This window comes from Xanthomonas sp. SI, from assembly GCF_014236855.1.
In the GTDB taxonomy this organism is placed as follows: domain Bacteria; phylum Pseudomonadota; class Gammaproteobacteria; order Xanthomonadales; family Xanthomonadaceae; genus Xanthomonas_A.
This window is the reverse complement of the sequence record NZ_CP051261.1, coordinates 2,530,779-2,552,830: the sequence shown is the minus strand read 5'-3', so window position 1 is coordinate 2,552,830 and position 22,052 is coordinate 2,530,779. Positions and strand designations below refer to the sequence as shown.

General features: G+C 69.0%; 23 protein-coding genes. 6 read left to right on the top strand and 17 right to left on the bottom strand.

Features of this window, described 5'->3' with window-relative positions; genetic code table 11:
• Positions 1-15 precede the first annotated feature (15 nt).
• Together HEP75_RS10585 and surE are read right to left on the bottom strand one after the other, a co-directional pair.
• Complete coding sequence (locus HEP75_RS10585; protein WP_179564149.1) at positions 16-693, bottom strand: protein-L-isoaspartate(D-aspartate) O-methyltransferase; 678 nt, start codon at positions 691-693, stop codon at positions 16-18.
• Positions 690-1,469, bottom strand: a complete 780-nt coding sequence (gene surE, locus HEP75_RS10580; RefSeq protein ID WP_185826395.1) for a 5'/3'-nucleotidase SurE — start codon at positions 1,467-1,469, stop codon at positions 690-692. Before surE ends, HEP75_RS10585 begins: the two co-directional genes overlap by 4 nt.
• Before the next feature lie 110 nt (positions 1,470-1,579).
• Between surE and HEP75_RS10575 the strand changes: the two genes are divergently transcribed.
• Entirely contained in the window at positions 1,580-2,113 is a 534-nt protein-coding gene (locus HEP75_RS10575; RefSeq protein WP_185813076.1) for a Smr/MutS family protein, read from the top strand.
• Positions 2,114-2,129: 16 nt separating this feature from the next.
• Here the strand turns inward: HEP75_RS10575 and truD are convergent, their stop codons facing one another.
• From truD to HEP75_RS10530, 9 genes are all read right to left on the bottom strand, one after another.
• The gene (gene truD / locus HEP75_RS10570; protein WP_185826394.1) at positions 2,130-3,194 is read right to left on the bottom strand and encodes a tRNA pseudouridine(13) synthase TruD; all 1,065 of its coding nucleotides are present in this window, start codon (positions 3,192-3,194) and stop codon (positions 2,130-2,132) included.
• Entirely contained in the window at positions 3,191-3,682 is a 492-nt protein-coding gene (ispF, locus tag HEP75_RS10565) for a 2-C-methyl-D-erythritol 2,4-cyclodiphosphate synthase (protein WP_185826565.1), read from the bottom strand. Before ispF ends, truD begins: the two co-directional genes overlap by 4 nt.
• 71 nt (positions 3,683-3,753) lie before the next feature.
• Positions 3,754-4,458 carry a 2-C-methyl-D-erythritol 4-phosphate cytidylyltransferase gene (gene ispD, locus HEP75_RS10560; protein ID WP_185826564.1) on the bottom strand — a complete coding sequence of 235 codons (705 nt, stop codon included), beginning with the start codon at positions 4,456-4,458 and terminating at the stop codon, positions 3,754-3,756.
• Positions 4,455-4,808 carry a cell division protein FtsB gene (ftsB, locus tag HEP75_RS10555; protein ID WP_185820288.1) on the bottom strand — a complete coding sequence of 118 codons (354 nt, stop codon included), beginning with the start codon at positions 4,806-4,808 and terminating at the stop codon, positions 4,455-4,457. The genes ispD and ftsB overlap by 4 nt, the downstream gene beginning before the upstream one ends.
• A gap of 3 nt (positions 4,809-4,811) precedes the next feature.
• Positions 4,812-6,104 (bottom strand): phosphopyruvate hydratase, encoded by a 1,293-nt coding sequence (eno, locus tag HEP75_RS10550; protein WP_185826393.1) that lies wholly within the window; start codon positions 6,102-6,104, stop codon positions 4,812-4,814.
• Between the two features lie 125 nt (positions 6,105-6,229).
• Positions 6,230-6,511: a hypothetical protein gene (locus HEP75_RS10545; RefSeq protein ID WP_345776776.1), complete on the bottom strand. Its 282-nt coding sequence runs from the start codon at positions 6,509-6,511 to the stop codon at positions 6,230-6,232.
• Positions 6,512-6,588: 77 nt separating this feature from the next.
• Positions 6,589-7,419 carry a 3-deoxy-8-phosphooctulonate synthase gene (kdsA, locus tag HEP75_RS10540; RefSeq protein WP_185820291.1) on the bottom strand — a complete coding sequence of 277 codons (831 nt, stop codon included), beginning with the start codon at positions 7,417-7,419 and terminating at the stop codon, positions 6,589-6,591.
• 346 nt (positions 7,420-7,765) lie between these two features.
• Positions 7,766-9,430 carry a CTP synthase gene (locus HEP75_RS10535; RefSeq protein ID WP_003474007.1) on the bottom strand — a complete coding sequence of 555 codons (1,665 nt, stop codon included), beginning with the start codon at positions 9,428-9,430 and terminating at the stop codon, positions 7,766-7,768.
• 137 nt (positions 9,431-9,567) lie between these two features.
• Positions 9,568-9,822: a hypothetical protein gene (locus HEP75_RS10530; protein ID WP_185826391.1), complete on the bottom strand. Its 255-nt coding sequence runs from the start codon at positions 9,820-9,822 to the stop codon at positions 9,568-9,570.
• Positions 9,823-9,988: 166 nt separating this feature from the next.
• Here HEP75_RS10530 and parE point away from each other — a divergent pair, with 166 nt between their 5' ends.
• Together parE and HEP75_RS10520 are read left to right on the top strand one after the other, a co-directional pair.
• Complete coding sequence (gene parE, locus HEP75_RS10525) at positions 9,989-11,878, top strand: DNA topoisomerase IV subunit B (protein ID WP_185813082.1); 1,890 nt, start codon at positions 9,989-9,991, stop codon at positions 11,876-11,878.
• A 191-nt stretch (positions 11,879-12,069) separates the two neighbouring features.
• Positions 12,070-13,620, top strand: a complete 1,551-nt coding sequence (locus HEP75_RS10520) for a S10 family peptidase (RefSeq protein ID WP_185826390.1) — start codon at positions 12,070-12,072, stop codon at positions 13,618-13,620.
• Positions 13,621-13,718: 98 nt separating this feature from the next.
• Here the strand turns inward: HEP75_RS10520 and HEP75_RS10515 are convergent, their stop codons facing one another.
• Positions 13,719-14,840 carry an inorganic phosphate transporter gene (locus tag HEP75_RS10515; RefSeq protein ID WP_185826389.1) on the bottom strand — a complete coding sequence of 374 codons (1,122 nt, stop codon included), beginning with the start codon at positions 14,838-14,840 and terminating at the stop codon, positions 13,719-13,721.
• 85 nt (positions 14,841-14,925) lie between these two features.
• Positions 14,926-15,555, bottom strand: a complete 630-nt coding sequence (locus tag HEP75_RS10510; protein WP_185813085.1) for a DUF47 family protein — start codon at positions 15,553-15,555, stop codon at positions 14,926-14,928.
• A 250-nt stretch (positions 15,556-15,805) separates the two neighbouring features.
• On the opposite strand from HEP75_RS10510, the gene HEP75_RS10505 reads away from it, so the two are divergent.
• On the top strand, positions 15,806-17,149 hold the full coding sequence (locus HEP75_RS10505) for a hemolysin family protein (RefSeq protein WP_185826388.1): 1,344 nt from the start codon (positions 15,806-15,808) through the stop codon (positions 17,147-17,149).
• Entirely contained in the window at positions 17,133-17,783 is a 651-nt protein-coding gene (locus HEP75_RS10500; RefSeq protein WP_185826387.1) for an exopolysaccharide biosynthesis protein, read from the top strand. Before HEP75_RS10505 ends, HEP75_RS10500 begins: the two co-directional genes overlap by 17 nt.
• Positions 17,784-17,859: 76 nt before the next feature.
• Here the strand turns inward: HEP75_RS10500 and HEP75_RS10495 are convergent, their stop codons facing one another.
• Together HEP75_RS10495 and HEP75_RS10490 are read right to left on the bottom strand one after the other, a co-directional pair.
• The gene (locus HEP75_RS10495) at positions 17,860-18,024 is read right to left on the bottom strand and encodes a hypothetical protein (protein WP_185826386.1); all 165 of its coding nucleotides are present in this window, start codon (positions 18,022-18,024) and stop codon (positions 17,860-17,862) included.
• A 219-nt stretch (positions 18,025-18,243) separates the two neighbouring features.
• Positions 18,244-19,239 (bottom strand): LLM class flavin-dependent oxidoreductase, encoded by a 996-nt coding sequence (locus HEP75_RS10490; RefSeq protein ID WP_185826385.1) that lies wholly within the window; start codon positions 19,237-19,239, stop codon positions 18,244-18,246.
• Between the two features lie 332 nt (positions 19,240-19,571).
• On the opposite strand from HEP75_RS10490, the gene HEP75_RS10485 reads away from it, so the two are divergent.
• The gene (locus HEP75_RS10485) at positions 19,572-20,378 is read left to right on the top strand and encodes an SDR family oxidoreductase (protein ID WP_185826384.1); all 807 of its coding nucleotides are present in this window, start codon (positions 19,572-19,574) and stop codon (positions 20,376-20,378) included.
• A 323-nt stretch (positions 20,379-20,701) separates the two neighbouring features.
• Here the strand turns inward: HEP75_RS10485 and HEP75_RS10480 are convergent, their stop codons facing one another.
• Positions 20,702-21,457, bottom strand: a complete 756-nt coding sequence (locus HEP75_RS10480; protein WP_185826383.1) for a sulfurtransferase — start codon at positions 21,455-21,457, stop codon at positions 20,702-20,704.
• Positions 21,458-21,655: 198 nt separating this feature from the next.
• A complete protein-coding gene (locus HEP75_RS10475) occupies positions 21,656-22,021 on the bottom strand; it encodes a DUF6164 family protein (protein WP_058360033.1) in 366 nt (121 codons plus the stop codon).
• Positions 22,022-22,052 lie beyond the last annotated feature (31 nt).

Below are 22,052 nucleotides of genomic sequence, written 5' to 3'. Positions count from 1 at the left end.
TCAATCCAGGGTGCTTCAATCCAGCATGCCCGACAGCAGCGGGACGAAGGTCACCGGCGCCAGAATGTCTTGTTCGATGCGGCCTTCGGCATCGCGGCGCAGGCGCACCAGCGATTGCGACGAGGGGCCGCCGACCGGCGCCACCAGGCAGCCGCCCGGCGCCAGCTGCTCGACCAACGCGTCGACCAGCGCCGGCGCTGCGGCGGTGACCACGATCGCATCGTAGGGGCCGTGCTCGGCCCAGCCGATGCGGCCGTCGTCGTGCTTGCTGCGCACGTTCATGCCGAGCTGGCGCAAGCGCTTGCGCGCCTGCCGCAGCAGGTCGCCGATGCGTTCCACGGTATAGACCTCCAGCCCCAGCGCGGCCAGGATCGCGGCCTGGTAGCCGGAACCGGTGCCCACTTCCAGCACCTTCTTCGGTGCCGCCTCAAGCACGGTCTCGGTCATCCGCGCCACCACCCACGGCTGCGAGATGGTCTGGCCGTGGCCGATCGGCAGCGCGGTGTCCTCGTAGGCGCGCGAGGCCAGCGCCTCGTCGATGAACAGGTGCCGCGGCACCGTGCGCACCGCGTTGAGCACGGCCTCGTCGCGAATACCGGACTCGCGCAGGCGCTCGACCAGGCGGTCGCGCACGCGCTGCGAGGTCATGCCGATGCCGATCGCTTCCGGTTGCAGGCGCAGCCGCGGGGTCATGCCGGGTTGTCCAGCGCGGCGGTGAGGCCGCCGACCCAGCTGGCGACCGTCTCCAGCGCCTGGTAGCGGGTCAGGTCGACCTGGATCGGGGTGATCGAGATGAAGCCGGTGCGCACCGCGTGGAAATCGGTGCCGGGGCCGGCGTCCTGCTCGCGGCCGGCCGGGCCGATCCAGTACACGGTGCCGCCGCGCGGGTCGGGCTGCGGCAGGCACGGTTCGGAGCGGTGGCGGTTGCCGAGCCGGGTGACCTCGAAGCCCTTGATCTCGCCCCACGGCAGGTCCGGCACGTTGACGTTGAGGATGGTGTCCGCCGGCAGCGGATCGGCCTTCAGCCGCGCCACGATTTCCACCGCGGCGCGCGCAGCGGTCTGGAAGTGCTTGGGTTCGTGGTTGTGGGTGACCAGCGACATCGCCACCGCAGGCAGGCCCAGGAAGCGGCCTTCCATCGCCGCCGAGACGGTGCCCGAATAGATCACGTCGTCGCCCAGGTTGGCCGAGTTGTTGATCCCCGAGACCACCATGTCCGGTTCTTCGTCGAGCATGCCGGTGAGCGCCAGGTGCACGCAGTCGGTGGGCGTGCCGGCGACGCTGCAGGTTTGCGGGTCGATGCGCTTGATCCGGATCGGCAGATCCAGGGTCAGCGAGTTGCTGGCGCCGGAACGATCGCGGTCGGGCGCGACCACGGTCACTTCGTGGCCCGCGCTGCGCAGTTGCTCGGCCAGCATCTTGATGCCGGGGGCGTCGACGCCGTCGTCGTTGCTCACTAGTACGCGCATGGGACTCCTCGGATAACCCGACCATGATACCGGATGCGTCCCTCGCCTTCCGCCCTCATGCACGGCTTGCGCTGCTTGCGCCGCGTGACTGGCGGGTTACGCTGTGCGCCATGTCGCATCCCGAAGACGAAGATCCCGCCGCCCTGTTCCGTGCGGCGATCGGCGCGGTCACGCCGCTCAACGCGACGCCGCCGGCCAATGCCAAGCCGCGGCCAAAGCCGCGCGCGCGCATGGCCGAGCGCGACGACGCCGAAGCGCAGAGCGAATTCCAGCGCCTGCTGCGCGACAGCGCGCCGCTGGAGGCCGGCGACGTGGCCAGCTACCGCCGCGAGAACGTGCCGGCGCGGGTGTTCCAGCGCCTGCGCCGCGGCCAGTTCTCCGCCCAGGACGAACTGGACCTTCATGGCGCCAACGCGACGCAGGCCGAGGCGCTGCTGCGCCAGTTCATCGCCGAGGCGCATGCGCACGAGTTCGGCTGCGTGCGCATCGTCCACGGCAAGGGCCTGCAGTCCGGCGGTATCCCGCTGCTGAAGAATCTGGTCGACCGCCTGCTGCGGCAGCGCAACGACGTGCTGGCGTTCCATTCGGCGCCGCCCACGCAAGGCGGTACCGGAGCGATGCTGGTGTTGCTGGCGCGGCGCTGAAACGGCGCCGCGCGACTCACTCCTGCGCTGCCGGCTCGGCCTGCGCGTCCTGCCCGGCATCGACGACATCGCCCAGCTCGTGCAGCAGCGCTGTGGCGTAGCTGCCCGGCGGCAGTGTGAAACGCAGTTCCAGCACGTCCTCGTGCGTGTCCAGCCAGCACCACTGCAGCTCGGCCGCGCGCAAGCGGGTGGCGCGCCGTTCCTGTTTCAGGCCTTCGCGCTCCAGGCCTTCGCGCAAGCGCACAGACGTCGCATCCTCGAGCGCGGCCAGTTCCAGCGCGCGCGCCGCGTCGGCGCTGCGCAACTCGCCCGCGCCCCACAACGGCGCCGAAGGGTGGATGTCGAAACGCTGCAGCCGCTCGGCCAGGACCTCGGACCAGGGCTCCGGGCCGAACACGCTGCGGCTGCCGTCGAGCAGCCACACCTCGCCGTCCAGTGGGGCATCCCAGTTGCCCGCCACCACGCGCGCGGCCAGGACCCGGTTGAACAGTTCCGAGCGCGCCGCCGACAGCAGCAGCGAGCGCTGCTCGCGCCGCACCCGGCGCCCGCCGAACATCGCCAGCGCGTTGCCGACGTTGCCGCCGTCGCGGCCGAAGCGCTGTTCGCCGAACCAGTTGGGGATGCCGCGCGCGGCTATCTGCGCCAGCCGCGCCTCGATCGCGGCGCGCTCGCCGCGCACCTCGCGCAACACCAGCACGAAGCCGTTGCCGGCCAGCGCGCCGCGCGGCAGCTTGCGGTTGTGCCATTGCGACTGCACGACCTGCAGGTCCTCGCTGTGCAGCGCCTCCAGCGCCGGCGCCACGCGCTTGGGCAGGTGCACCGAGAAGCGCTGCGTGGTGACCGCATGGCGGTCCTTCATGCCCGCATAGCCGATCGCCATCTCCGCCACGCCGGCCCACTGCGCCAGGCGGCGCGCGGCGAAGGCGGTGTTCATGCCGCGCTTGCGCACGGTCAGCAACAGGTGCTCGCCCTCGCCGCTCGGCTCGAACGCGGGCATTTCGTCGACCTGGAAATCCTCGGCCACGCTGCGCAGGCGCGCCTGCAACGGCGCGGCGCCGAATGCACGCGGCAAGTCGCTCACAGCGCCACCAGCAGCACCGCCGCCTGCGCCGCGATGCCTTCGCCGCGGCCGGTGAAGCCGAGTTGCTCGCTGGTGGTGGCCTTGACGCTGACGCGCTCGATGCCGACCTGCAGCAACTCGGCCAGACGTTCGCGCATCGCCAGCGCATGCGGGCCGACCTTGGGCCGCTCGCAGATCACGGTGACGTCGGCGTTGCCGAGCTGCCAGCCACGCTCGCGCAACAGCTGCTCGCAATGGCTCAGGAACTGCGCGCTGTCGGCGCCCTTCCAGCGCGCATCGGACGGCGGGAAATGCTGGCCGATGTCGCCCAGCGCCAGCGCGCCGAGCAGTGCGTCGCACAGCGCGTGGATCACCACATCGCCGTCGCTGTGCGCGAGCACGCCGCGCGTATGCGGCACGCGCACGCCGCCGAGCATCACGTGGTCGCCGTCGCCGAAGGCGTGCACGTCGTAGCCCTGGCCGATACGCAAGGGAGGAAAGTCAGGCATAGGCATCGCAGATCAAAAAAGGAAAAAGGAAAGGCATCGGCGGCGCGAGGCCGCAGCGCGGCGCGGCCGCTTCACGGCTGCCGCGCGCGCAGAAACAGCTCGAACTCGAAGCGCGCCAGGTCGGCCGGGGTGGTGACCTTGAAGTTGTCCTCGGCACCCTCGACCAGCAACGGCCGCAGGCCCAGCAACTCCATCGCCATCGCATCGTCGGTGACCTCGACGCCGGCGGCCGCGGCCTGTTCAAGCGCCCGAGTCAGCTGCAGGCGCCGGAACAACTGCGGGGTCAGCGCGCGCCACAGGCGCTCGCGCGGCTCGGTGGCGTCGATGCCGCCGTCGTCGCCGGCGCGCTTGAGCGTGTCGCGCACCGGTGCGGCCAGGATCGCGCCGACCGGATCGCCGCGCCCGGTTTCCAGCAGCCGGTCCAGGTCGGCCAGGGCCAGGTTCGGGCGCGCCGCATCGTGCACCAGCACGAAATCGTCGGCCTTGACCGAGTCCGGCAATGCCTGCAACGCGGCCAGCACCGAGCCGGCCCGGCTGGCGCCGCCGACGCAGGTCAGCACCGGCTTGCCGTCCAGTTCGTTCCAGCCCGGCCAATCGGCATCGTCGGCGCCGATCGCGACCATCGCCCCGGCCACCGCCGGATGCGCCAGCAAGGCCTGCAGCGCATGCGCGATCAACGGCTGCCCGCCGGCCTGCAGATACTGTTTGGGCAGCGGACTGCCGAAACGGGTGCCGCGCCCGGCGGCCGGCACCACCGCCCAGACCGTGGCCATCAGGGTTGCTCGCTCGGCGGGGCCGGCGCCTGCGCCGGCGTGCCGTCGGCGGCCGGTGCGACGGGCACCGGCGCATCCTCGACGACGCGGTAGAACTTCTCGCCCGGCTTGATCATGCCCAGCTCGCTGCGCGCGCGTTCCTCGATCGCCGCCTCGCCGTCCTTGAGGTCCTTGACCTCGGCGGCGAGTGCGGCATTGCGTTGCTGCAGGCCTTCGTTATCGCGCTTCTGGTGCTCGACCTGGCTCTCGAGCACCAGGACTTCGCCGGAATTGCCCGGACCGAGCCAGAAACGGTACTGCAGCCACGCCAGCAGTCCCGCCAGCACCAGCAGCAGCCAGCGCCAGTTGCGCACGGCTTACCGCTTGAGCGAGACGAATGCGTCGCGCCCCGCGTAGCGCGCGCCGCTACCCAGCGCTTCCTCGATCCGCAGCAGTTGGTTGTACTTGGCCACGCGGTCGCTGCGGCACAGCGAGCCGGTCTTGATCTGGGTGGCGGTGGTGGCCACGGCGATGTCGGCGATGGTGGTGTCCTCGGTCTCGCCGGAACGGTGCGAGACGATCGCCGCGTAGCCGGCGGCGTCGGCCATGGCGATCGCTTCCAGGGTCTCGGTCAGGGTGCCGATCTGGTTGACCTTGATCAGGATCGCGTTGGCGGTGCCGGACTCGATGCCCTGCTTGAAGATCTTCGGGTTGGTCACGAACAGGTCGTCGCCGACCAGCTGCACCTTGCTGCCGAGGCGGTCGGTCAGCAGCTTCCAGCCGGCCCAGTCGTCCTCGGCCAGGCCGTCCTCGATGCTGACGATCGGGTACTGCGCGGCCCAGTCGGCGAGGAAGTCGACGAACTGCTCGCTGGTCAGGCGCTTGCCCTCGCCCACCAGGTGGTACTTGCCGTTGTCGTAGAACTCGCTGGAGGCCACGTCCAGGCCCAGCAGCACGTCTTCGCCGGCGGTGTAGCCGGCCTTGCCGATCGCCTCGAGGATGGTGTCCAGCGCTTCCACGTTGCTGCGGAAGTCCGGCGCGAAGCCGCCTTCGTCGCCGACCGCGGTGGACAGGCCATGGCCCTTCAGCACCGCCTTGAGCGCGTGGAAGATCTCGGTGCCGGCGCGCAGCGCTTCGGAGAACGATGCGGCACCGACCGGCAGCACCATGAACTCCTGGAAATCGACGTTGTTGTCGGCATGCGCGCCGCCGTTGATGATGTTCATCATCGGCACCGGCAGCGCGACGTTGGCGGTGTTGGCACCTGCCAGGTACTGCCACAGTGCCTGCTTGCGCGAGGCGGCGACCGCATGCGCGTTGGCCAGCGACACGCCGAGCAGCGCGTTGGCGCCAAGGCGGCCCTTGTTCTCGGTGCCGTCCAGGTCGATCAGGCGCCGGTCCAGGCCCTGCTGGTCGGCAGCGTCGAAGCCCTGCAACGCGCTGGCGATCGTGGTGTTGACGTTCTCCACCGCCTTGCGCACGCCCTTGCCCAGGTAGCGGGTCTTGTCGCCATCGCGCAGCTCGACCGCTTCCTTGGTGCCGGTGGAAGCGCCCGACGGCACCGCGGCGCGGCCCAGCGAGCCGTCGGCCAGCGTGACTTCCGCTTCGAGCGTGGGATTGCCGCGGGAATCGAGAATCTCGCGGGCGTGGATCTTGGCGATAGTGGTCATAGGTCCGATCGGTTACCAGTAAGGGGGAAAGTACACCGGAAACAAGCTGCCGGATTATCGCCGTACACCGGCCCGTTGCCAAATCGCAAGGGGCTGAGACGCGCGACGGGCCGGCCAGCGCGGCGCTAGGCCCTCAAGCCCAGCGCCGACAAGCCAAACAGAAGCAACAACACCAGCAGCAGCGCAAGCGCGATGGCCGCTGCGACAGGCTGGCGACGCAGCCAGAACGCCGCCGGGCTGGCGATGAGGCACGCCACGGTCAGCAGCGCGCCCGCCACCAGCGTGACCAGCATCGGGATCCGCGTGGCCTGCATTGCGTGGCTGCCGTCGCCCGGCATGCCAATGCTGGCGGCGACCAGGAAGGCCATGACGGCCAGACAGGCCCAGACACCGATCGACAGGGCCAACGCCACCCAGCCCCAGGGCCAATGGCGCCAGTGCCGGCGCTGCCGGCGCGACGCCGCCAGCGCCCATGGGTCGGACCTCATGCGAAGCGTGCGAACCCGTGCTTCTTGGTCACTGCATCGAGTTCCATCAGCGTTTCCAGCAATTCTTCCATGCGGTCCAGCGGCCAGGCATTGGGGCCATCGGACAGCGCCTTGGACGGATCCGGATGGGTCTCGGCGAACACGCCGGACACGCCCACCGCCACCGCTGCGCGCGCCAGCACCGGCACGAACTCGCGCTGGCCGCCGGAGGTGCTGCCCTGCCCGCCCGGCAACTGCACCGAATGGGTGGCGTCGAACACCACCGGGCAGCCGGTCTCGCGCATCACGCTCAGCGAACGCATGTCGCTGACCAGGTTGTTGTAGCCGAAGCTGGCGCCGCGCTCGCAGACCATGATCTGCTCGTTGCCTGTGGACTTGGCCTTGTCCACCACCGGCTTCATGTCCCACGGCGACAGGAACTGGCCCTTCTTGATGTTGACCGGCTTGCCGGCGGCGCAGACGTTCTTGATGAAATCGGTCTGCCGCACCAGGAACGCCGGCGTCTGCAGCACGTCGACCACCGCCGCGACCTCGTGCATCGGCGTGTATTCGTGCACGTCGGTCAGCACCGGCACGCCGATCTGCTTCTTCACCGCCTCGAGCACCTTCAGCCCTTCTTCCAGGCCGGGACCGCGGAAGCTGGTGCCGGAAGTACGGTTGGCCTTGTCGAAGCTCGACTTGAAGATGAAGTTGATCCCCAGCCTGCCGGTGATCTCCTTGAGCTTGCCGGCCACGTCCAGCTGCAGCTGCATCGACTCGATCACGCACGGGCCTGCGATCAGGAACAGCGGCTGGTCCAGGCCGACTTCGAAGCCACACAGTTTCATCGGATCACCTATTGGGTTGAGCCCCTCTCCCATTGGGAGGGGGTTGGGGTGAGGGTACGGGCGAAGCTTCGAGGAATTCAGGCGCGCGAGGCTGCGTCCGTACCCTCATCCGCCCCTGCGGGGCATCCTCTCCCGATGGGAGAAGGAATGAATCAGGCTGCTGCTTGCTTTGATAACTTGCCGCCGCCCTATTCATGACACCGCCTATGGAGTTGAGCCCCTCTCCCATTGGGAGAGGGGTTGGGGTGAGGGTACGGGCGAAGCCTTGAGGAATTCAGGCGCGCGAGGCTGCGCACGTACCCTCATCCGGCGCTTCGCGCCACCTTCTCCCGATGGGAGAAGGAAGTTAGGCGCGCGCTTCCTTCAACAGCTTGCCGCCAGCCTTCTTCTCGCGCGCGGCGCGCACGAAGCCGATGAACAGCGGATGGCCGTCGCGCGGCGTGGACAGGAATTCCGGGTGCGCCTGGCAGGCCAGGAACCATGGATGCACTTCGCGCGGCAGTTCGACCATTTCCACCAGGGTGTCGTCCATCGACTTGGCGGAAATCACCAGGCCGGCGTCCTCGAGCTGGGTGCGGTAGCGGTTGTTGAACTCGTAGCGATGGCGATGGCGCTCGGACACCACGTCCTTGCCGTACATCTCGCGCGACAGCGTGCCGGGCTTGAGCCGTTGTTCCTGCAGGCCCAGGCGCATGGTGCCGCCCAGATCGGACTTCTCGTCGCGCTTCTCCACATCGCCGCTGGCGGTGCGCCACTCGGTGATCAGGCCGATCACCGGATACGGCGACTGGCGGTCGTTTTCGGTGCTGTTGGCGCCGTCCAGGCCGGCGACATGGCGCGCGTAGTCCACCACCGCTGCCTGCATGCCATAGCAGATGCCGAAGTACGGCACGCGGTGCTCGCGCGCATAGCGCGAGGTCAGCACCTTGCCTTCGAAGCCGCGATCGCCGAAGCCGCCGGGCACCAGGATGCCGTCCACGTCGGCCAGCGCCGACAGGTCGCTGCCTTCCAGCTCCTGCGCCTCCAGCCACTTCAAGGTGACCTTGGTACGCTGGCGCAGGCCGCCGTGCTTGAGCGCCTCGCCGACCGACTTGTACGCGTCCTGATGGTCCACGTACTTGCCGACCACGGCGATGGTGACCTCGTCGAGCGGATGCTTGGTGGCGTCCACCACCGCTTCCCATTCGGACAGATCGGCCGGGCCGACCTTGTCGCGCAGCTTGAACTGGTCGATGACGATCTCGTCCAGGCCCTGCCGGTGCAGTTCCAGCGGCATGCCGTAGAGCACGTCGATGTCGGCGGCGCTGATCACCGCGCGCTCGGAGACATTGGTGAACAGCGCGATCTTGCGCCGCTCCGAATCCGGAATCGCCTGCTCGGAGCGGCACAGCAGCACGTCCGGCTGGATGCCGATCGAGCGCAGTTCCTTGACCGAGTGCTGGGTCGGCTTGGTCTTCAACTCGCCGGCGGCGGCGATGTACGGCACCAGGGTGAGATGCATGAACAGCGCGCGCTCGGCGCCGCGTTCGGTGCGCACCTGGCGGATCGCTTCCAGGAACGGCAGCGACTCGATATCGCCGACGGTGCCGCCGATTTCCACCAGCGCCACGTCGAATCCGGCGGTGGCTTCGTCCACGCAACGACGGATTTCGTCGGTGATGTGCGGGATCACCTGCACGGTGGCGCCGAGATAGTCGCCGCGACGCTCCTTGCGGATCACGTTCTCGTAGATGCGGCCGGTGGTGACCGAATTCTTGCGCGACAGGCGGGTGCGCACGAAGCGCTCGTAGTGGCCCAGGTCCAGGTCGGTCTCGGCGCCGTCGTCGGTGACGTACACCTCGCCGTGCTGGAACGGGCTCATCGTGCCCGGGTCGACGTTGATGTACGGGTCCAGCTTCATCATCGTGACCGACAGGCCACGTGCTTCGAGAATGGACGCAAGCGAAGCGGCCGCGATGCCCTTGCCAAGCGAGGACACTACGCCGCCGGTAACGAAGATCAGGGGGGTCATGGCTCGAAGGCCTCCCGGAAAGCCATAGTTTAACGGGTGAAGCCGATTTGCCCAAGCGCTTTCGGACCGATCGGCTCCACAAAAAGAAGACGCCCCGGCATCAGCCGGGGCGTCGCAGGTCGCAACAGGGCGCGCGCTCAGGGCTTGCGCGCTTCCTCTTCTTCCTCTTTCTTCGGCGCAGCCGCGTCCTTGCCGGCCTTGTGCTCGGCCGCCGCAGCGGCGCGGCGCTTGGCCTTGGCATCGGCCTCGGCCTTCTCCTTCGCGACCTGCGCCTCGTAGGCGGCGGCGCCGGAGGTGGCCGGATCGGGGCTCTGCGCCTGGGCCATCGCGACCGGGATGGCCACCGCAGCAGCGACCAGCGCGGCCAGGGTCAACAGCTTGCGAACGTTCATGGCGTACTCCTGTGTAAGGCTGCAACGACAATGGGGATGCCGTCGCGGATTTTCCAGTGCAAGGCTAGCGCGCCGCCACGGCACTGGCCCTGAACACCGGCGACGTGCAAAAAGCCGCCGCACACCGCACACTTCCGGATCTGCTTCGCGCCACCTGTTGAGACGCATGAATACCCGCTACAACGCCGCCGACATCGAAGTTCTCTCTGGCCTGGACCCGGTCAAGCGCCGGCCGGGCATGTACACCGACACCGCACGCCCCAACCACCTGGCGCAGGAAGTCATCGACAACGCCGTCGACGAGGCGCTGGCCGGCCACGCCCGGCACATCGAGGTGACCCTGTTCAAGGACGGCAGCTGCGAGGTCTCCGACGACGGCCGCGGCATGCCGGTGGACATCCATCCGGAAGAGAAGATCTCCGGCGTCGAACTGATCCTGACCCGGCTGCACGCCGGCGGCAAGTTCAACGACCGCAACTACACCTTCAGCGGCGGCCTGCACGGCGTCGGCGTCAGCGTGGTCAATGCGCTGTCGAAGAAGGTGGAGCTGTTCATCAAGCGCGACGGGAACGAATACCGGATGGAATTCGGCGACGGCTTCCCCGCCTCCAAGCTGGAGATCGTCGGCAGCGTCGGCAAGAAGAACACCGGCACGCGCCTGCGCTTCTGGGCCGATCCGAAGTACTTCGACACACCGAAGTTCGCCGTGCGCGCGCTGCGCCACCTGCTGCGCGCCAAGGCGGTGCTGTGCCCCGGCCTGACCGTGAAGCTGCACGACGAGGCCACCGGCGAGCAGGACACCTGGTACTTCGAGGACGGCCTGCGCGACTACCTCAAGGGCGAGCTGGCCGAGCGCGAGCTGCTGCCGGCCGACCTGTTCGTCGGCAACCTGAAGAAGGACCGGGAGATCGTCGACTGGGCGGTGGCCTGGGTCGCCGACGGCGAACTGGTGCAGGAAAGCTACGTCAACCTGATCCCGACCGCGCAGCACGGCACCCACGTCAACGGCCTGCGCAGCGGCTTCACCGATGCGCTGCGCGAGTTCTGCGACTTCCGCAACCTGCTGCCGCGCGGGGTCAAGCTGGCGCCGGAAGACGTCTGGGACCGGGTCACCTTCGTACTGTCGCTGAAGATGACCGACCCGCAGTTCAGCGGCCAGACCAAGGAACGCCTGTCCTCGCGCCAGGCCGCCGGCTTCATCGAAGGCGCCGCGCACGACGCCTTCAGCCTGTGGCTGAACCAGAACGTGGAAACCGGCACGCGCATCGCGCAGATCGCGATCGATCGCGCCAGCGCACGGTTGAAAACCGAAAAGCAGATCACCCGCAAAAAGGTCACCTCCGGCCCGGCGCTGCCCGGCAAGCTGGCCGACTGCATCAGCCAGGACCTGTCGCGTACCGAGCTGTTCCTGGTGGAAGGCGACTCGGCCGGCGGCAGCGCCAAGCAGGCGCGCGACAAGGATTTCCAGGCGATCCTGCCGCTGCGCGGCAAGATCCTCAACACCTGGGAAGTGGCCTCCGGCAGCGTGCTGGCCTCCGAGGAAGTGCACAATCTGGCGATCGCGATCGGCTGCGACCCGGGCAAGGACGACATCAGCGGGCTGCGTTACGGCAAGGTGGTGATCCTGGCCGACGCCGACTCCGACGGCCTGCACATCGCCACCCTGCTCACCGCGCTGTTCCTGCGCCACTTCCCGACGCTGGTGAAGGCCGGCCACGTGTTCGTGGCGATGCCGCCGCTGTTCCGCGTCGATGTGGGCAAGCAGGTGTTCTACGCGCTGGACGAGGAAGAGAAGCGCTCGCTGCTGGAGAAGATCGCGCGCGAGAAGATCAAGGGCCAGCTCAGCGTGACCCGCTTCAAGGGCCTGGGCGAGATGAACCCGCAGCAGCTGCGCGAATCCACCATCCACCCGGACACGCGGCGGCTGGTGCAGCTGACCATCGCCGACGGCGACGAGACCGGTTCGCTAATGGACATGCTGCTGGCCAAGAAGCGCGCCGGCGATCGCAAGCAGTGGCTGGAGACCAAGGGCGACCTGGCGTCGCTGGAGGTCTGAGGAGCCGGGATTGGGGATTCGGGATTGGGGATTGGCCCAGCCCGATAGATTCCATGCGCTGCCCGCGCTGCCACTGGTGACGGGCTCGCGATTCGGTTGGAGCGGAGCATGGCGGCCTGGGCCATCGAGCACTGCGCTGCGCGCCGACCATGCCTTTGTGCACATCCGCGCGCGCCGCGCCGCGGCCTAGCATGCCGGCTTCCCTTCTGCCGAGCGCCCTCCCCGTGCCGAACCTGTCCAAGCCGCTGCTGGCGGCGTTGTTGCTGGCCGTCCTGCCGATCTCCGCCGCACTCGCCGCCGATGCCGACGCTGCCGACAAGCCAGACAAAACCGACAAGGCCGACAGCGCCGAGCCGGCCAGGCCGGCCGCGTTGCCGGCCGATGCGAAGGTGCGCCAGGTCACACACGTGGACGGCAAGTCGCTCAGCTACACCGCCACGGTCGGCACGCTGCCGGTGAAGGACGCGCAGGGCAAGACCGTCGCCGACGTGGTGTTCACCGCCTACACCGTGGACGGCAAGGACCGCCCGGTGACCTTCGCCTTGAACGGCGGCCCCGGCGCGGCCTCGGTGTACCTCAACCTGGGCGCGATCGGGCCGAAGGTGGTCACCTTCGGCAGCGAAGGCGACAGCGCCTCGGCGCCGGCGACGCTGCACGACAACCCCGGCACCTGGCTGGACTTCACCGACCTGGTGTTCATCGATCCGGTCGGCACCGGCTTCAGCCGTTCGCGGGTCGCCGACGAGCAGGCCAAGAAGCTGTTCTACAACCCGCAGGCCGACATCGAATACCTGTCGCGCACGATCTACGACTGGCTGCTGAAAAACCAGCGCCTGCAGTCGCGCAAGTACCTGGTCGGCGAGAGCTACGGCGGCTTCCGCGGGCCGCGCATCACCCATTACCTGCAGACCCAGCTGGGCGTGGCGATGAACGGCGTGGTGCTGGTCTCGCCGTACCTCAACCCGACCCTGGACGACAACGGCGACGTGTCGCCGCTGGCGTGGATGCTGACCCTGCCCTCGATCGCCGCCGCGCACCTGGAGCGCGAGCAGCGACTGACCCCGGAGGCGATGCGCCAGGTGATCGACTACACCCGCGGCGACTACGTCACCGCGCTGCTGCGCGGGCGCTCGGACGCGGCCGGCAGCGAACGCATGATCCAGCAGGTGGCGACGATGACCGGGCTGGACCCGGTCTATGTGCGCCGCGCTGGCGGCCGCCTGGAAACCCAGGCCTACCTGCGCGAAGTGTTCCGCGACAAGGGCCAACTCGGCAGCCGCTACGACTCCAACGTCACCGCGTTCGACCCGTTCCCGAACGCGCCCGAGCAGCGCGCCAACGATCCGCTGCTGGACAGCATCATCGCCCCGACCACTACCGCGATGGTCGATTTCGTGACCCGCGTGGTCGGCTGGAAGGTGGACGCGCGCTACCAGGCGCTGAACTACGACGTGAACAAGCTGTGGGACTGGAACGACGAACTGCGCAAGGGCTCGGTGACCGAGCTGCGCCAGGCGGTGGCGATCGACCCCAAGCTGCGGGTGCTGATCGTGCACGGCTGGAACGACCTTTCTTGCCCGTTCATGGGTTCGGTGCTGACCGTGGACCAGATGCCGGTGATGGGCAACGACCCGAGCCGGGTGCAGGTCAAGAACTATCCGGGCGGGCACATGTTCTACAACCGCGCCGACAGCCAGCGCGCGCTGCGCGGGGATGTGCTGGCGATGTATCGGGCCAACTAGCCGGGATTCGGGATTGGGGATTCGGGATTGGCAAGAGCGGGGTTTCGGCGCGCGCCAGACCCGCTTTTACGAATCCCTAATCCCGACTCCCCAATCCCTCACGTCCAACCAAACAGCGCAAACAATCGGAAAATCAAATACGCCACGCCGGCAGCGGCCGGGATGGTCAGGATCCAGGCCCAGACGATGCGCTCGATCACGCCGAAGCGCAGCGAGCGCGGGTTCTTGGCGAAGCCCACGCCCATGATCGCGGTGGAGATGCTGTGGGTGGTGGACACCGGCATGCCGAAGTGCGCGGCCAGGGTCAGGATCGTCGCCGAGCTGGTTTCCGCGGCGAAGCCGTGGATCGGGTGCAGCTTGACCATCTTGTGGCCCAGCGTCTTGATGATCTTCCAGCCGCCCGAGGCGGTGCCGGCGGCCATCACCACCGCGCAGGTCAGCACGATCCAGGTGGCGATGCCCTGGCCCTGACTGGCGGCCGGGTGCAGGAACGCCAGCCACAACGGCAGCTCGTCCAGCGCGCCGGTGCTCTGCGCGCCGACCAGGGTCATGGCGATGATGCCCATGGTCTTCTGCGCGTCGTTGTGGCCGTGCGCATAGCCCATGTACGCGGCCGAGGCGATCTGCGCCTTGCCGAAGAAGGCGTTGACCCAGCGCGGCCGCGCCAGCCGGCCGATGCGGCCGCCGACCTTGGACAGCCCGGCGATCATCGCCCACAGCAGCAGCATCACCGCGATGCCGAGCAGGAAGCCGGCGATCGGCGAGGTGATCATCGGCACGAACACCTTCCACAGCAGGCCCTTGTTCTTGGCCCAGTCGCCGACGTTCTGCGACCAGATCAGCGCGCCCCAGTTGTTGTGCGCCGCGGCCAGGCCGGCGCCGCACAGGCCGCCGATCAAGGCGTGCGAGGACGAGGACGGCAGGCCTTTCCACCAGGTGATCAGGTTCCAGACGATGCCGCCGAGCAGGGCGCACAGGATCACCTGCGGGGTGACCGTCACCACGTCGGTGTTGAGCAGGCCCGAGGCGATGGTCATCGCCACCGCGGTGCCGGTCAGCGCGCCGATCAGGTTCATGCCGGCGGCCAGGATCACCGCCCAGCCGGGGCTGAGCACCTTGGTCGCGACCACCGTGGCGATGGAATTGGCGGTGTCGTGGAAGCCGTTGATGAACTCGAACACCAGCGCGGCCAGGATCACGATCAGGACCAGCGTCAGCATCGTGCGCTCCTCGCCTCACCCATGGCGGCCGCGGCGGCGGGCATGGCGGCGCAGCCGCGCATGCAGCGGATCCGGACCGTGCCCATTACGAATTCTTCAGCACGATCTGGTAGACCACCACGCCGGCCTCGCGGCAGCGGTCGATGGCCTTCTCCAGGATCTCGAAGAATTCCTTGAGCAGGAACATCTGCAGGTTGTCCAGGCGCCCGGAGTAGATGTCGCGGTACAGCTCCAGCATCAGCCGGTCGGCCTCGTTCTCCAGCGAGCGCAGCTTGTCGTTGAGCGCGCTCATCCGGTCCAGGTGCATGTTGCGCAGGTCGTGGACCATCTCCACCACCACCGCCGCGGCCTGTTCCAGCATCGCCGCGCGCGGGGCGAAGTCGATGTGCTCCAGGTGCTGCACCGCCAGCGAATAGCGGTCGGCGAACTTCTCCACCTGCTTGGGGATCTTGTACAGCGCCGAGCCCAGCGCCTCGATGTCCTCGCGCTCGATCGGGGTCATGAAGCTGTCGACCAGCGCCTGGCCGATCTTGTCGGCGGCGGCGCGCTCGCGCAGTCGCGCCAGCTTGAAGGCGTCCAGCGCCGGCTGCCGGTCCGACGATGCGCGCATCATCGAATGCAGCGCCTTGGTGCTGTCGTAGGCGGCCTGCGCCGCTTCGTCGAGCAGGGTGTAGAACTGCTTGCCGGAACCGAAGATGGTCTGCAACGAGAACATGAAACGCAATCCCGCCGTCGCGGGAGGGACGGCACCGGGGCGGAATTATGACCGTTTGCTGACAAAACGGGGGAATCGGGCGACCGGCGGCAGCGGGTCGGCGTCGCGTGGACGCGGCCGCCACCCGGGTTTGCTACCATGCAGCCGCGCCGTCGCTAGGCGCACCCTATGGACGACCACCCTAGCCCCCCTCCCCCGCGCCGCCTCGGCGCCCATGTCCCCGCTTCCCTTGCCGCCAGGGAGCGCGCGCATGCTTGAATTATTGGTCGTGGCAGCCCTGGTGCTGCTGAACGGCTTCTTCGCGATGTCCGAGATGTCGCTGATGACCTCGCGCAAGAGCCGCCTGAAACAGATGGCGCAATCCAGCACGCGTGCGGCCAAGGCGCTGGCGCTGGCCGAGAATCCGGAAAACTTCCTATCCACCGTGCAGATCGGCATCACCGCGATCGGCATCCTGACCGGCGTGTTCGGTGGCGAGGCCATCGGCGAGGCGATCGCGACCAAGCTGCAATCGCTGTTCCCGGCGCTGTCGGCCACCTTCAGCCTGATCGGGCAGCCGCAGCCGTACTCGGCGGTGATCGGCAAGACCCTGGCGATCGTGCTGATCACCTTCCTGACGCTGATCTTCGGCGAACTGGTGCCCAAGCGCCTGGCGCTGACCCGCTCGGAAGTCATCGCCGGCTTCGTCGCGGTGCCGATGGGCTGGCTGGCGCTCGTCGCCGCGCCCGCGGTGTGGGTGCTGTCGCGCTCGACCCGGCTGGTGCTGCGGGTGCTGGGCCTGGGCAACGAGCAATCGGCGTCGGTGACCGAAGAGGAGATCCGCATGCTGGTGGCCGAGAGCCACGAGGCCGGCGTGATCGACAGCCACGAGCGCGACATGATGAACCGGGTCATGCGCCTGGGCGACCGCACCGCCGACAGCCTGATGACGCCGCGCAACCGCATCGCCTGGCTCGACGCCAACGCCGAGGCGGAGCGCAATTTCCAGACCATGCGCGAGCACGAGTTCTCGCGCTATCCGGTATACCGCGGCAGCGACCAGGACATCGCCGGCGTGCTGGAAGTGAAATCGCTGGTCACGCGCATGGACGGTGATGCCACCCAGTTGTTCCAGAGCCTGCGCGAGACCCTGTTCGTCTCCGAATCCACCCACGCGATGAAGCTGCTGGAGATCTTCCGCGAGGAACAACAGTCGATGGCGCTGGTGGTGGACGAGTACGGCGAGATCCAGGGCCTGGTCACGATCAGCGACCTGATGGGCGCGGTGGTCGGGCGCCTGCAGTCGGTGGACAACGCCGACGAGGACGCGCTGGTGGTGACCCGCGCCGACGGCTCGCTGCTGATCGACGGCTCGCTGGCGATCGAGGATCTGCGCGAGCTGCTCGGCGGCGCCGAACTGCCCAACGCTGAGGAAGGCGACTACAACACCCTGGCCGGCCTGTGCATCTACTACTTCGGCCGCATTCCGCACGCCGGCGAGTTCTTCGACTGGGCCGGCTGGCGCATCGAGATCGTCGACCTGGACGGCGCGCGCGTGGACAAGCTGCTGCTGAGCAAGCTGCAGGACGAGAACAGCGATGACATCACCGGGTGACGCGCCCGACGCGGAGCCCGGCCACGGCTACAGCGCCGAAGGCATCCGCACCCTGCTCGACACCTTCCTGCTCGGCGATCCGGACGAGCAGTTGCGGCTGCGCACGATCCTGGCCGACCTGCAGCACAGCGCGTTCGGCGTGTTCCTGTTCGTGGCGATCCTGCCGGCGTTCCTGCCGGTGCCGGGCCTGGCCGGCGGCCTCAGCGGGCCGCTGGTGACGCTGATCGGCGCGCAGATGCTGATCGGCCTGCGCAAGCCCTGGTTGCCGCGCTTCATCGGCGAACGCGGCCCGCGCCGGCGCACCATGCAGCGCTTCGTCGGGCGCATCGCACCGTGGCTGCGGCGGCTGGACAAGTTGCTCAAGCCGCGCCTGCCGGCGCTGGTCGAGACGCTGCCGGCACGCGCGTTCAGCGGCCTGCTGCTGGTGGTGCTGGGGATCCTGCTGTCGCTGCCAATCCCGTTCACCAACTACGCGTTCGGCGCGATGCTGCTGCTGTTCTCGCTGGCCCTGCTGGAACGCGACGGCGGCCTGATGCTGGTGTCGTGGCTGGGCGGCATCGCGGTGGCGTTCGGCCTGGGCCTGGCCTCGGACCAGGTGGTGGACCTGAGCCGCGAGTGGATGCACAAGCTGTAGCCCGCGCTCCCCACCGAAAAAGTTCGCGCCGAAGCGGTGCCGCGCGCCTCGGGCACGCTTCTGGCGCGACGCAGCGCTACTCCGCGACCGACGCTTCGGCGAACACCTGCCTGCGCATCGGCTGCGTCGCCCCGGCGGCGTCCGGCGCGCGTTGCAGACGTTGCAGTTGCAGCGCGAGCTGATGCAAGACGGCCTCCAGGCCGCAGCCGCGCGCGGCCGGCGGCAGGTACTCGGATTCCATGTGACGCCCCCTGTTTCGATCCATTGATGCGTGGCGCCGACCGGCGCGATGCCGGGTCCTGCCGCCACGTGCGCGCCAGCCCCTGGCACGCCATCCGAATCTGATCCAAGGCCCCGGCAAGACGAAGTGAAAACCGCCGCTGTCGCCGCGACTTGTCTACGCTGCGCGCCAAGGTAGTCCAGACGCGGCCGTGCAGTGCGTGGCCACGCCTGCCGATGCCTATGCGGCGGCCGCCTGGGTCCATGCCTCGGCGGCGATCGCGAACGAGCGCAGCCGCGCCGCGTGGTCGTGGATGTTGGCGGTCAGCAGCAGTTCGTCCGGGCGATGGCGGGCGACGAACGCGGCCATGCCGCGCGCGACCTCGGCCGCATCGCCGAGCACGGTGCAGGCCAGCGCGCGCTCCACGCCGGCCTTCTCGTGCGGCTGCCAGAACGCCTCGATGTCGTCGATCGGCGGCGGGATCAGCCCCGGGCGGCCGCGGCGCAAATTGACGAAGCTCTGCTGCTGGGTGGTGAACAGGCGACGTGCCGCGTCCGCAGACTCGGCGCCGACCACGTTCAACGCCAGCACCGCGTAAGGATCGCGCAGCCGCGCCGAGGGGCGGAACTCGCGCCGGTAGACCGCCAGCGCCTCGTCCATCGCATCCGGGGCGAAGTGCGAGGCGAACGCGAACGGCAGCCCCAGCGTCGCCGCCAGGCGCGCGCTGAACAGGCTGGAGCCGAGCAGCCACACCGGCACCTCGATGCCGGCGCCGGGCACAGCGCGCACCAGCTGGCCGGGTTCGGCCGGCTCGAAATAGCGCAGCAGCTCGGCGACGTCGTGCGGGAACTGGTCGGCGCTGTCGAAGTAGCGGCGCAAGGCGCGCGCCGTGGCCTGGTCGGTGCCGGGCGCGCGGCCCAGGCCCAGGTCGATGCGCCCTGGATACAGCGAGGCCAGCGTGCCGAACTGCTCGGCCACCTGCAGCGGCGCGTGGTTGGGCAGCATGATGCCGCCGGCACCGACCCGGATCCGGCGCGTGCCGCCGGCCACGTGCCCGATCAGCACCGCGGTGGCGGCGCTGGCGATGCCGGGCATGTTGTGGTGCTCGGCCAGCCAGTAGCGGTGATAGCCCCAGCGCTCGGCGTGCTGCGCCAGGTCCAGCATGTTGGAGAAGGCCTGGGTGGTGTCGCTGCCTTCGCAGACCGGGGCGAGATCGAGGATGGAGATCGGCATCATGGAGAGCGGGTTCCTGCAAAGCGATGCAGTGGAAATGGGGACGGACGGGCCGATTGCAGCGGCCGGGGCCGGAACGCTGATTTGCGGTGGCGGCATGGCTGCGCCAGGGTTTGCGTGCGGACGTACCCTCACCCCAACCCCTCTCCCGGTGGGAGAGGGGCTCAAGCAAGCCAGCGCCCCCTTCTCCCTCCGGGAGAAGGTGCCCCGAAGGGGCGGATGAGGGTACGGGCGCCCCGCTGTCTGTCGACACCCACACACAGCCGCGACGACGGCAACGCCGACTGCACGGCCGCCTGGCTACGCTGTACTCCCGCCCCGCACGGTCGTCCGCCATGTCCCTGATCCCGCCGATACCCACCACCCCCGCCCTGCCGCTGCGCGACCGCGTGATCCTGGTCACCGGCGGCGCGCAGGGCATCGGCCGCGGCGTGGTGCAGGCGGTGCTGGGCGCCGGCGGCCGGGTCGCGTTCGGCGATCTGGACGCCGAGGCCGGGCGCGCCTGCGTCGCCGAACTCGATGCCGGCGACCGGGTGTTGTTCCGGCGCCTGGACGTGGCCGCCGAAGCCGGCGTGCGGCGCTTCGTCGACGCAGCACTGGCGCAGTTCGGCCGCATCGACGGCCTGGTCAACAATGCCGGCGTCGCCGATCCGCACAGCGGCCCGCTGGAGCGCCTGGCGCTGCGCGAATGGAACCGGCGCCTGGGCGCAAGTCTGGGCGGCGCCTTCCTGTGCAGCAAGCACGCGCTGCCGGCACTCCGCGACAGCCCCGGCGGCGGCGCGATCGTCAATATCGCCTCGACCCGCGCCCACCAATCAGAACCCGACAGCGAAGCCTACGCGGCGGCGAAAGGCGGCCTGCTGGCCTTCACCCATGCGCTGGCGATCAGCGCCGGGCCGGCGGTGCGGGTCAACTGCATCAGCCCCGGCTGGATCGCCACCGATGCCTGGCGCAAGCCCAGCGCGCGGCGCAAGCCGGCGCTGTCGCGGCAGGACCATGCGCAGCATCCGGCCGGCCGGGTCGGCACGCCGCAGGATATCGGTGCGTTGGCGGTGTATCTGCTGTCGGGCGATGCCGGGTTCGTGACCGGCCAGGACTTCGTGGTCGATGGCGGGATGACGCGCAAGATGCAGTACGCCTGACGGCGTTGGGATTGGGGATTCGGGATTGGGGATTCGCCAAAGCGGCTTCTGCCTTGCCAGAGGGGCCGAGTGCGCCATCGCGCCACTGGCTTCCTGCTCCTGGAGAACACTACGGCTCGGAGCGCTGACCGGGCGCTTGCCAGGCCAGACCCGTTTTACGGGATTCGTCGCTGGGGATTGGGGATTCGCTAGAGAGGATTCCTTTGAGGCGCTGATATGACGCGGCGGCGACCCAGCTTGCAGAGCGCAAATTTTTGGTCAGTCGCGTGGCAGACCGCCTTTGCCAATCCCCAATCCCGACTCCCCAATCCCTGCCGCGGCAATCAATCGCTCACCGGCGCCGCGACATCCACCAGCGGCTGCAGCTGCGGGTCCAACGCCACGCGTTCGTCGAACACGAAGCAGCGGCCGGCGTAGCCCTCGCCGCCCACTTCCTCGAAATAGCCGAGGATGCCGCCGTCCAGTTGCAGCACGTTGTCCATGCCGTCGGCGCGCATCCACAGCGCCGCCTTCTCGCAGCGAATGCCGCCGGTGCAGAAGCTGACCACGGTGGCGTCGGCCAGGTCGGCGCGATGCGGCGCCAGCGCCTCGGGCAAGTCGGTGAACTTGACGATCGGCAGGGTCAGCGCGCCCGCGAACGTGCCGTAGTCCACTTCCTGGGCGTTGCGCGTGTCCAGCAGTACCACGCGGCGGCCGGTGTCGTCGTGGCCCTGGCGCAGCCAGCGCTGCAGCGTGGCCGGCGCCACTGCCGGGGCGCGTTCGGCGGCCAGCGGCGAGGCGGCATCGCGGCGGAAACTGATGATCTCCGGCTTGACCTTGGTCTTCAGCCGCGCGAACGGTTGCTGCGCGCTGCTGCTGGTCTTGACCCGCAGCGCGGCGAAGCGCGGGTCGGCACGCAACTGCGCGTAGAAGTCGTCGATCGCCTCCGGCGCGCCGGCCAGGAACAGGTTGATGCCCTCGCCTGCGACCAGGATGGTGCCGCGCAAGGCGCCGGCCTGCGCCCGGTCCTGCAATAGCGCTGCAAGCGCGTCGGGATCGGCGATGGCGACGAAATGGTAGGCGGCGGTATTGGCGATCATCCGCGCATTTTAGCGTGCGGCGTGCGGCCGGGGCTGGCAGCGCGAGGGCGATGGCGACGGCGTCGCCGCGCTCATGCGCGAGGGCAAGAGAGCAACGAGGCCCAATGCGCCGCCTGAGGCGCCGAGCGACGATCCTTCCGGGACACGCCCAGCCACGTCACGCCGGTTGCCGCGCCCTCTCCCAATCGCCGGCTGGCTTCAGCCGCGCAACAGGAAGAACGGCAGCAGCACCAGCGAGGCGATCAGCAGCATGCCCAGCAGCGTCGCCAGCACGAACAGCGGGCGCCGCCGCAGCAGCGTGGCGAAGGTCTCGGCGCTGCCGTCGCGCAGCGCCGCGGCACGCTCGGCGCGGGCGCGTTCGCCGCGCTGCGCCTGGTAGTCGGCCAGCAGCGCCTTGGCCCGCGCCTGCTCGGCGTCCTCGCGCAGCCACACGCCACCGGCGGAAATGCCGAAGGTGCCGGGGCGGGTTTCGTAGTAGTCGATGCGCGCGGCATCGAGCAGTGCACGCACCTCGGCGAGTTCGTCGTCGGGCACGTGGCGCAGGTTGAGCAGCAGTTTGGCCATGCGCCGATGATAGCCGCTGCGGCGATGCGCT

Coding starts and splice junctions, on each gene's coding strand:
- HEP75_RS10585 (WP_179564149.1), bottom strand. CDS start 693: ATGACCCCGCGGCTGCGCCTGCAACCGGAAGCGATCGGCATCGGCATG.
- surE (WP_185826395.1), bottom strand. CDS start 1,469: ATGCGCGTACTAGTGAGCAACGACGACGGCGTCGACGCCCCCGGCATC.
- HEP75_RS10575 (WP_185813076.1), top strand. CDS start 1,580: ATGTCGCATCCCGAAGACGAAGATCCCGCCGCCCTGTTCCGTGCGGCG.
- ispF (WP_185826565.1), bottom strand. CDS start 3,682: ATGCCTGACTTTCCTCCCTTGCGTATCGGCCAGGGCTACGACGTGCAC.
- eno (WP_185826393.1), bottom strand. CDS start 6,104: ATGACCACTATCGCCAAGATCCACGCCCGCGAGATTCTCGATTCCCGC.
- kdsA (WP_185820291.1), bottom strand. CDS start 7,419: ATGAAACTGTGTGGCTTCGAAGTCGGCCTGGACCAGCCGCTGTTCCTG.
- HEP75_RS10535 (WP_003474007.1), bottom strand. CDS start 9,430: ATGACCCCCCTGATCTTCGTTACCGGCGGCGTAGTGTCCTCGCTTGGC.
- HEP75_RS10530 (WP_185826391.1), bottom strand. CDS start 9,822: ATGAACGTTCGCAAGCTGTTGACCCTGGCCGCGCTGGTCGCTGCTGCG.
- parE (WP_185813082.1), top strand. CDS start 9,989: ATGAATACCCGCTACAACGCCGCCGACATCGAAGTTCTCTCTGGCCTG.
- HEP75_RS10520 (WP_185826390.1), top strand. CDS start 12,070: ATGCCGGCTTCCCTTCTGCCGAGCGCCCTCCCCGTGCCGAACCTGTCC.
- HEP75_RS10515 (WP_185826389.1), bottom strand. CDS start 14,840: ATGCTGACGCTGGTCCTGATCGTGATCCTGGCCGCGCTGGTGTTCGAG.
- HEP75_RS10510 (WP_185813085.1), bottom strand. CDS start 15,555: ATGTTCTCGTTGCAGACCATCTTCGGTTCCGGCAAGCAGTTCTACACC.
- HEP75_RS10505 (WP_185826388.1), top strand. CDS start 15,806: ATGCTTGAATTATTGGTCGTGGCAGCCCTGGTGCTGCTGAACGGCTTC.
- HEP75_RS10500 (WP_185826387.1), top strand. CDS start 17,133: ATGACATCACCGGGTGACGCGCCCGACGCGGAGCCCGGCCACGGCTAC.
- HEP75_RS10495 (WP_185826386.1), bottom strand. CDS start 18,024: ATGGAATCCGAGTACCTGCCGCCGGCCGCGCGCGGCTGCGGCCTGGAG.
- HEP75_RS10490 (WP_185826385.1), bottom strand. CDS start 19,239: ATGATGCCGATCTCCATCCTCGATCTCGCCCCGGTCTGCGAAGGCAGC.
- HEP75_RS10485 (WP_185826384.1), top strand. CDS start 19,572: ATGTCCCTGATCCCGCCGATACCCACCACCCCCGCCCTGCCGCTGCGC.
- HEP75_RS10480 (WP_185826383.1), bottom strand. CDS start 21,457: ATGATCGCCAATACCGCCGCCTACCATTTCGTCGCCATCGCCGATCCC.
- HEP75_RS10475 (WP_058360033.1), bottom strand. CDS start 22,021: ATGGCCAAACTGCTGCTCAACCTGCGCCACGTGCCCGACGACGAACTC.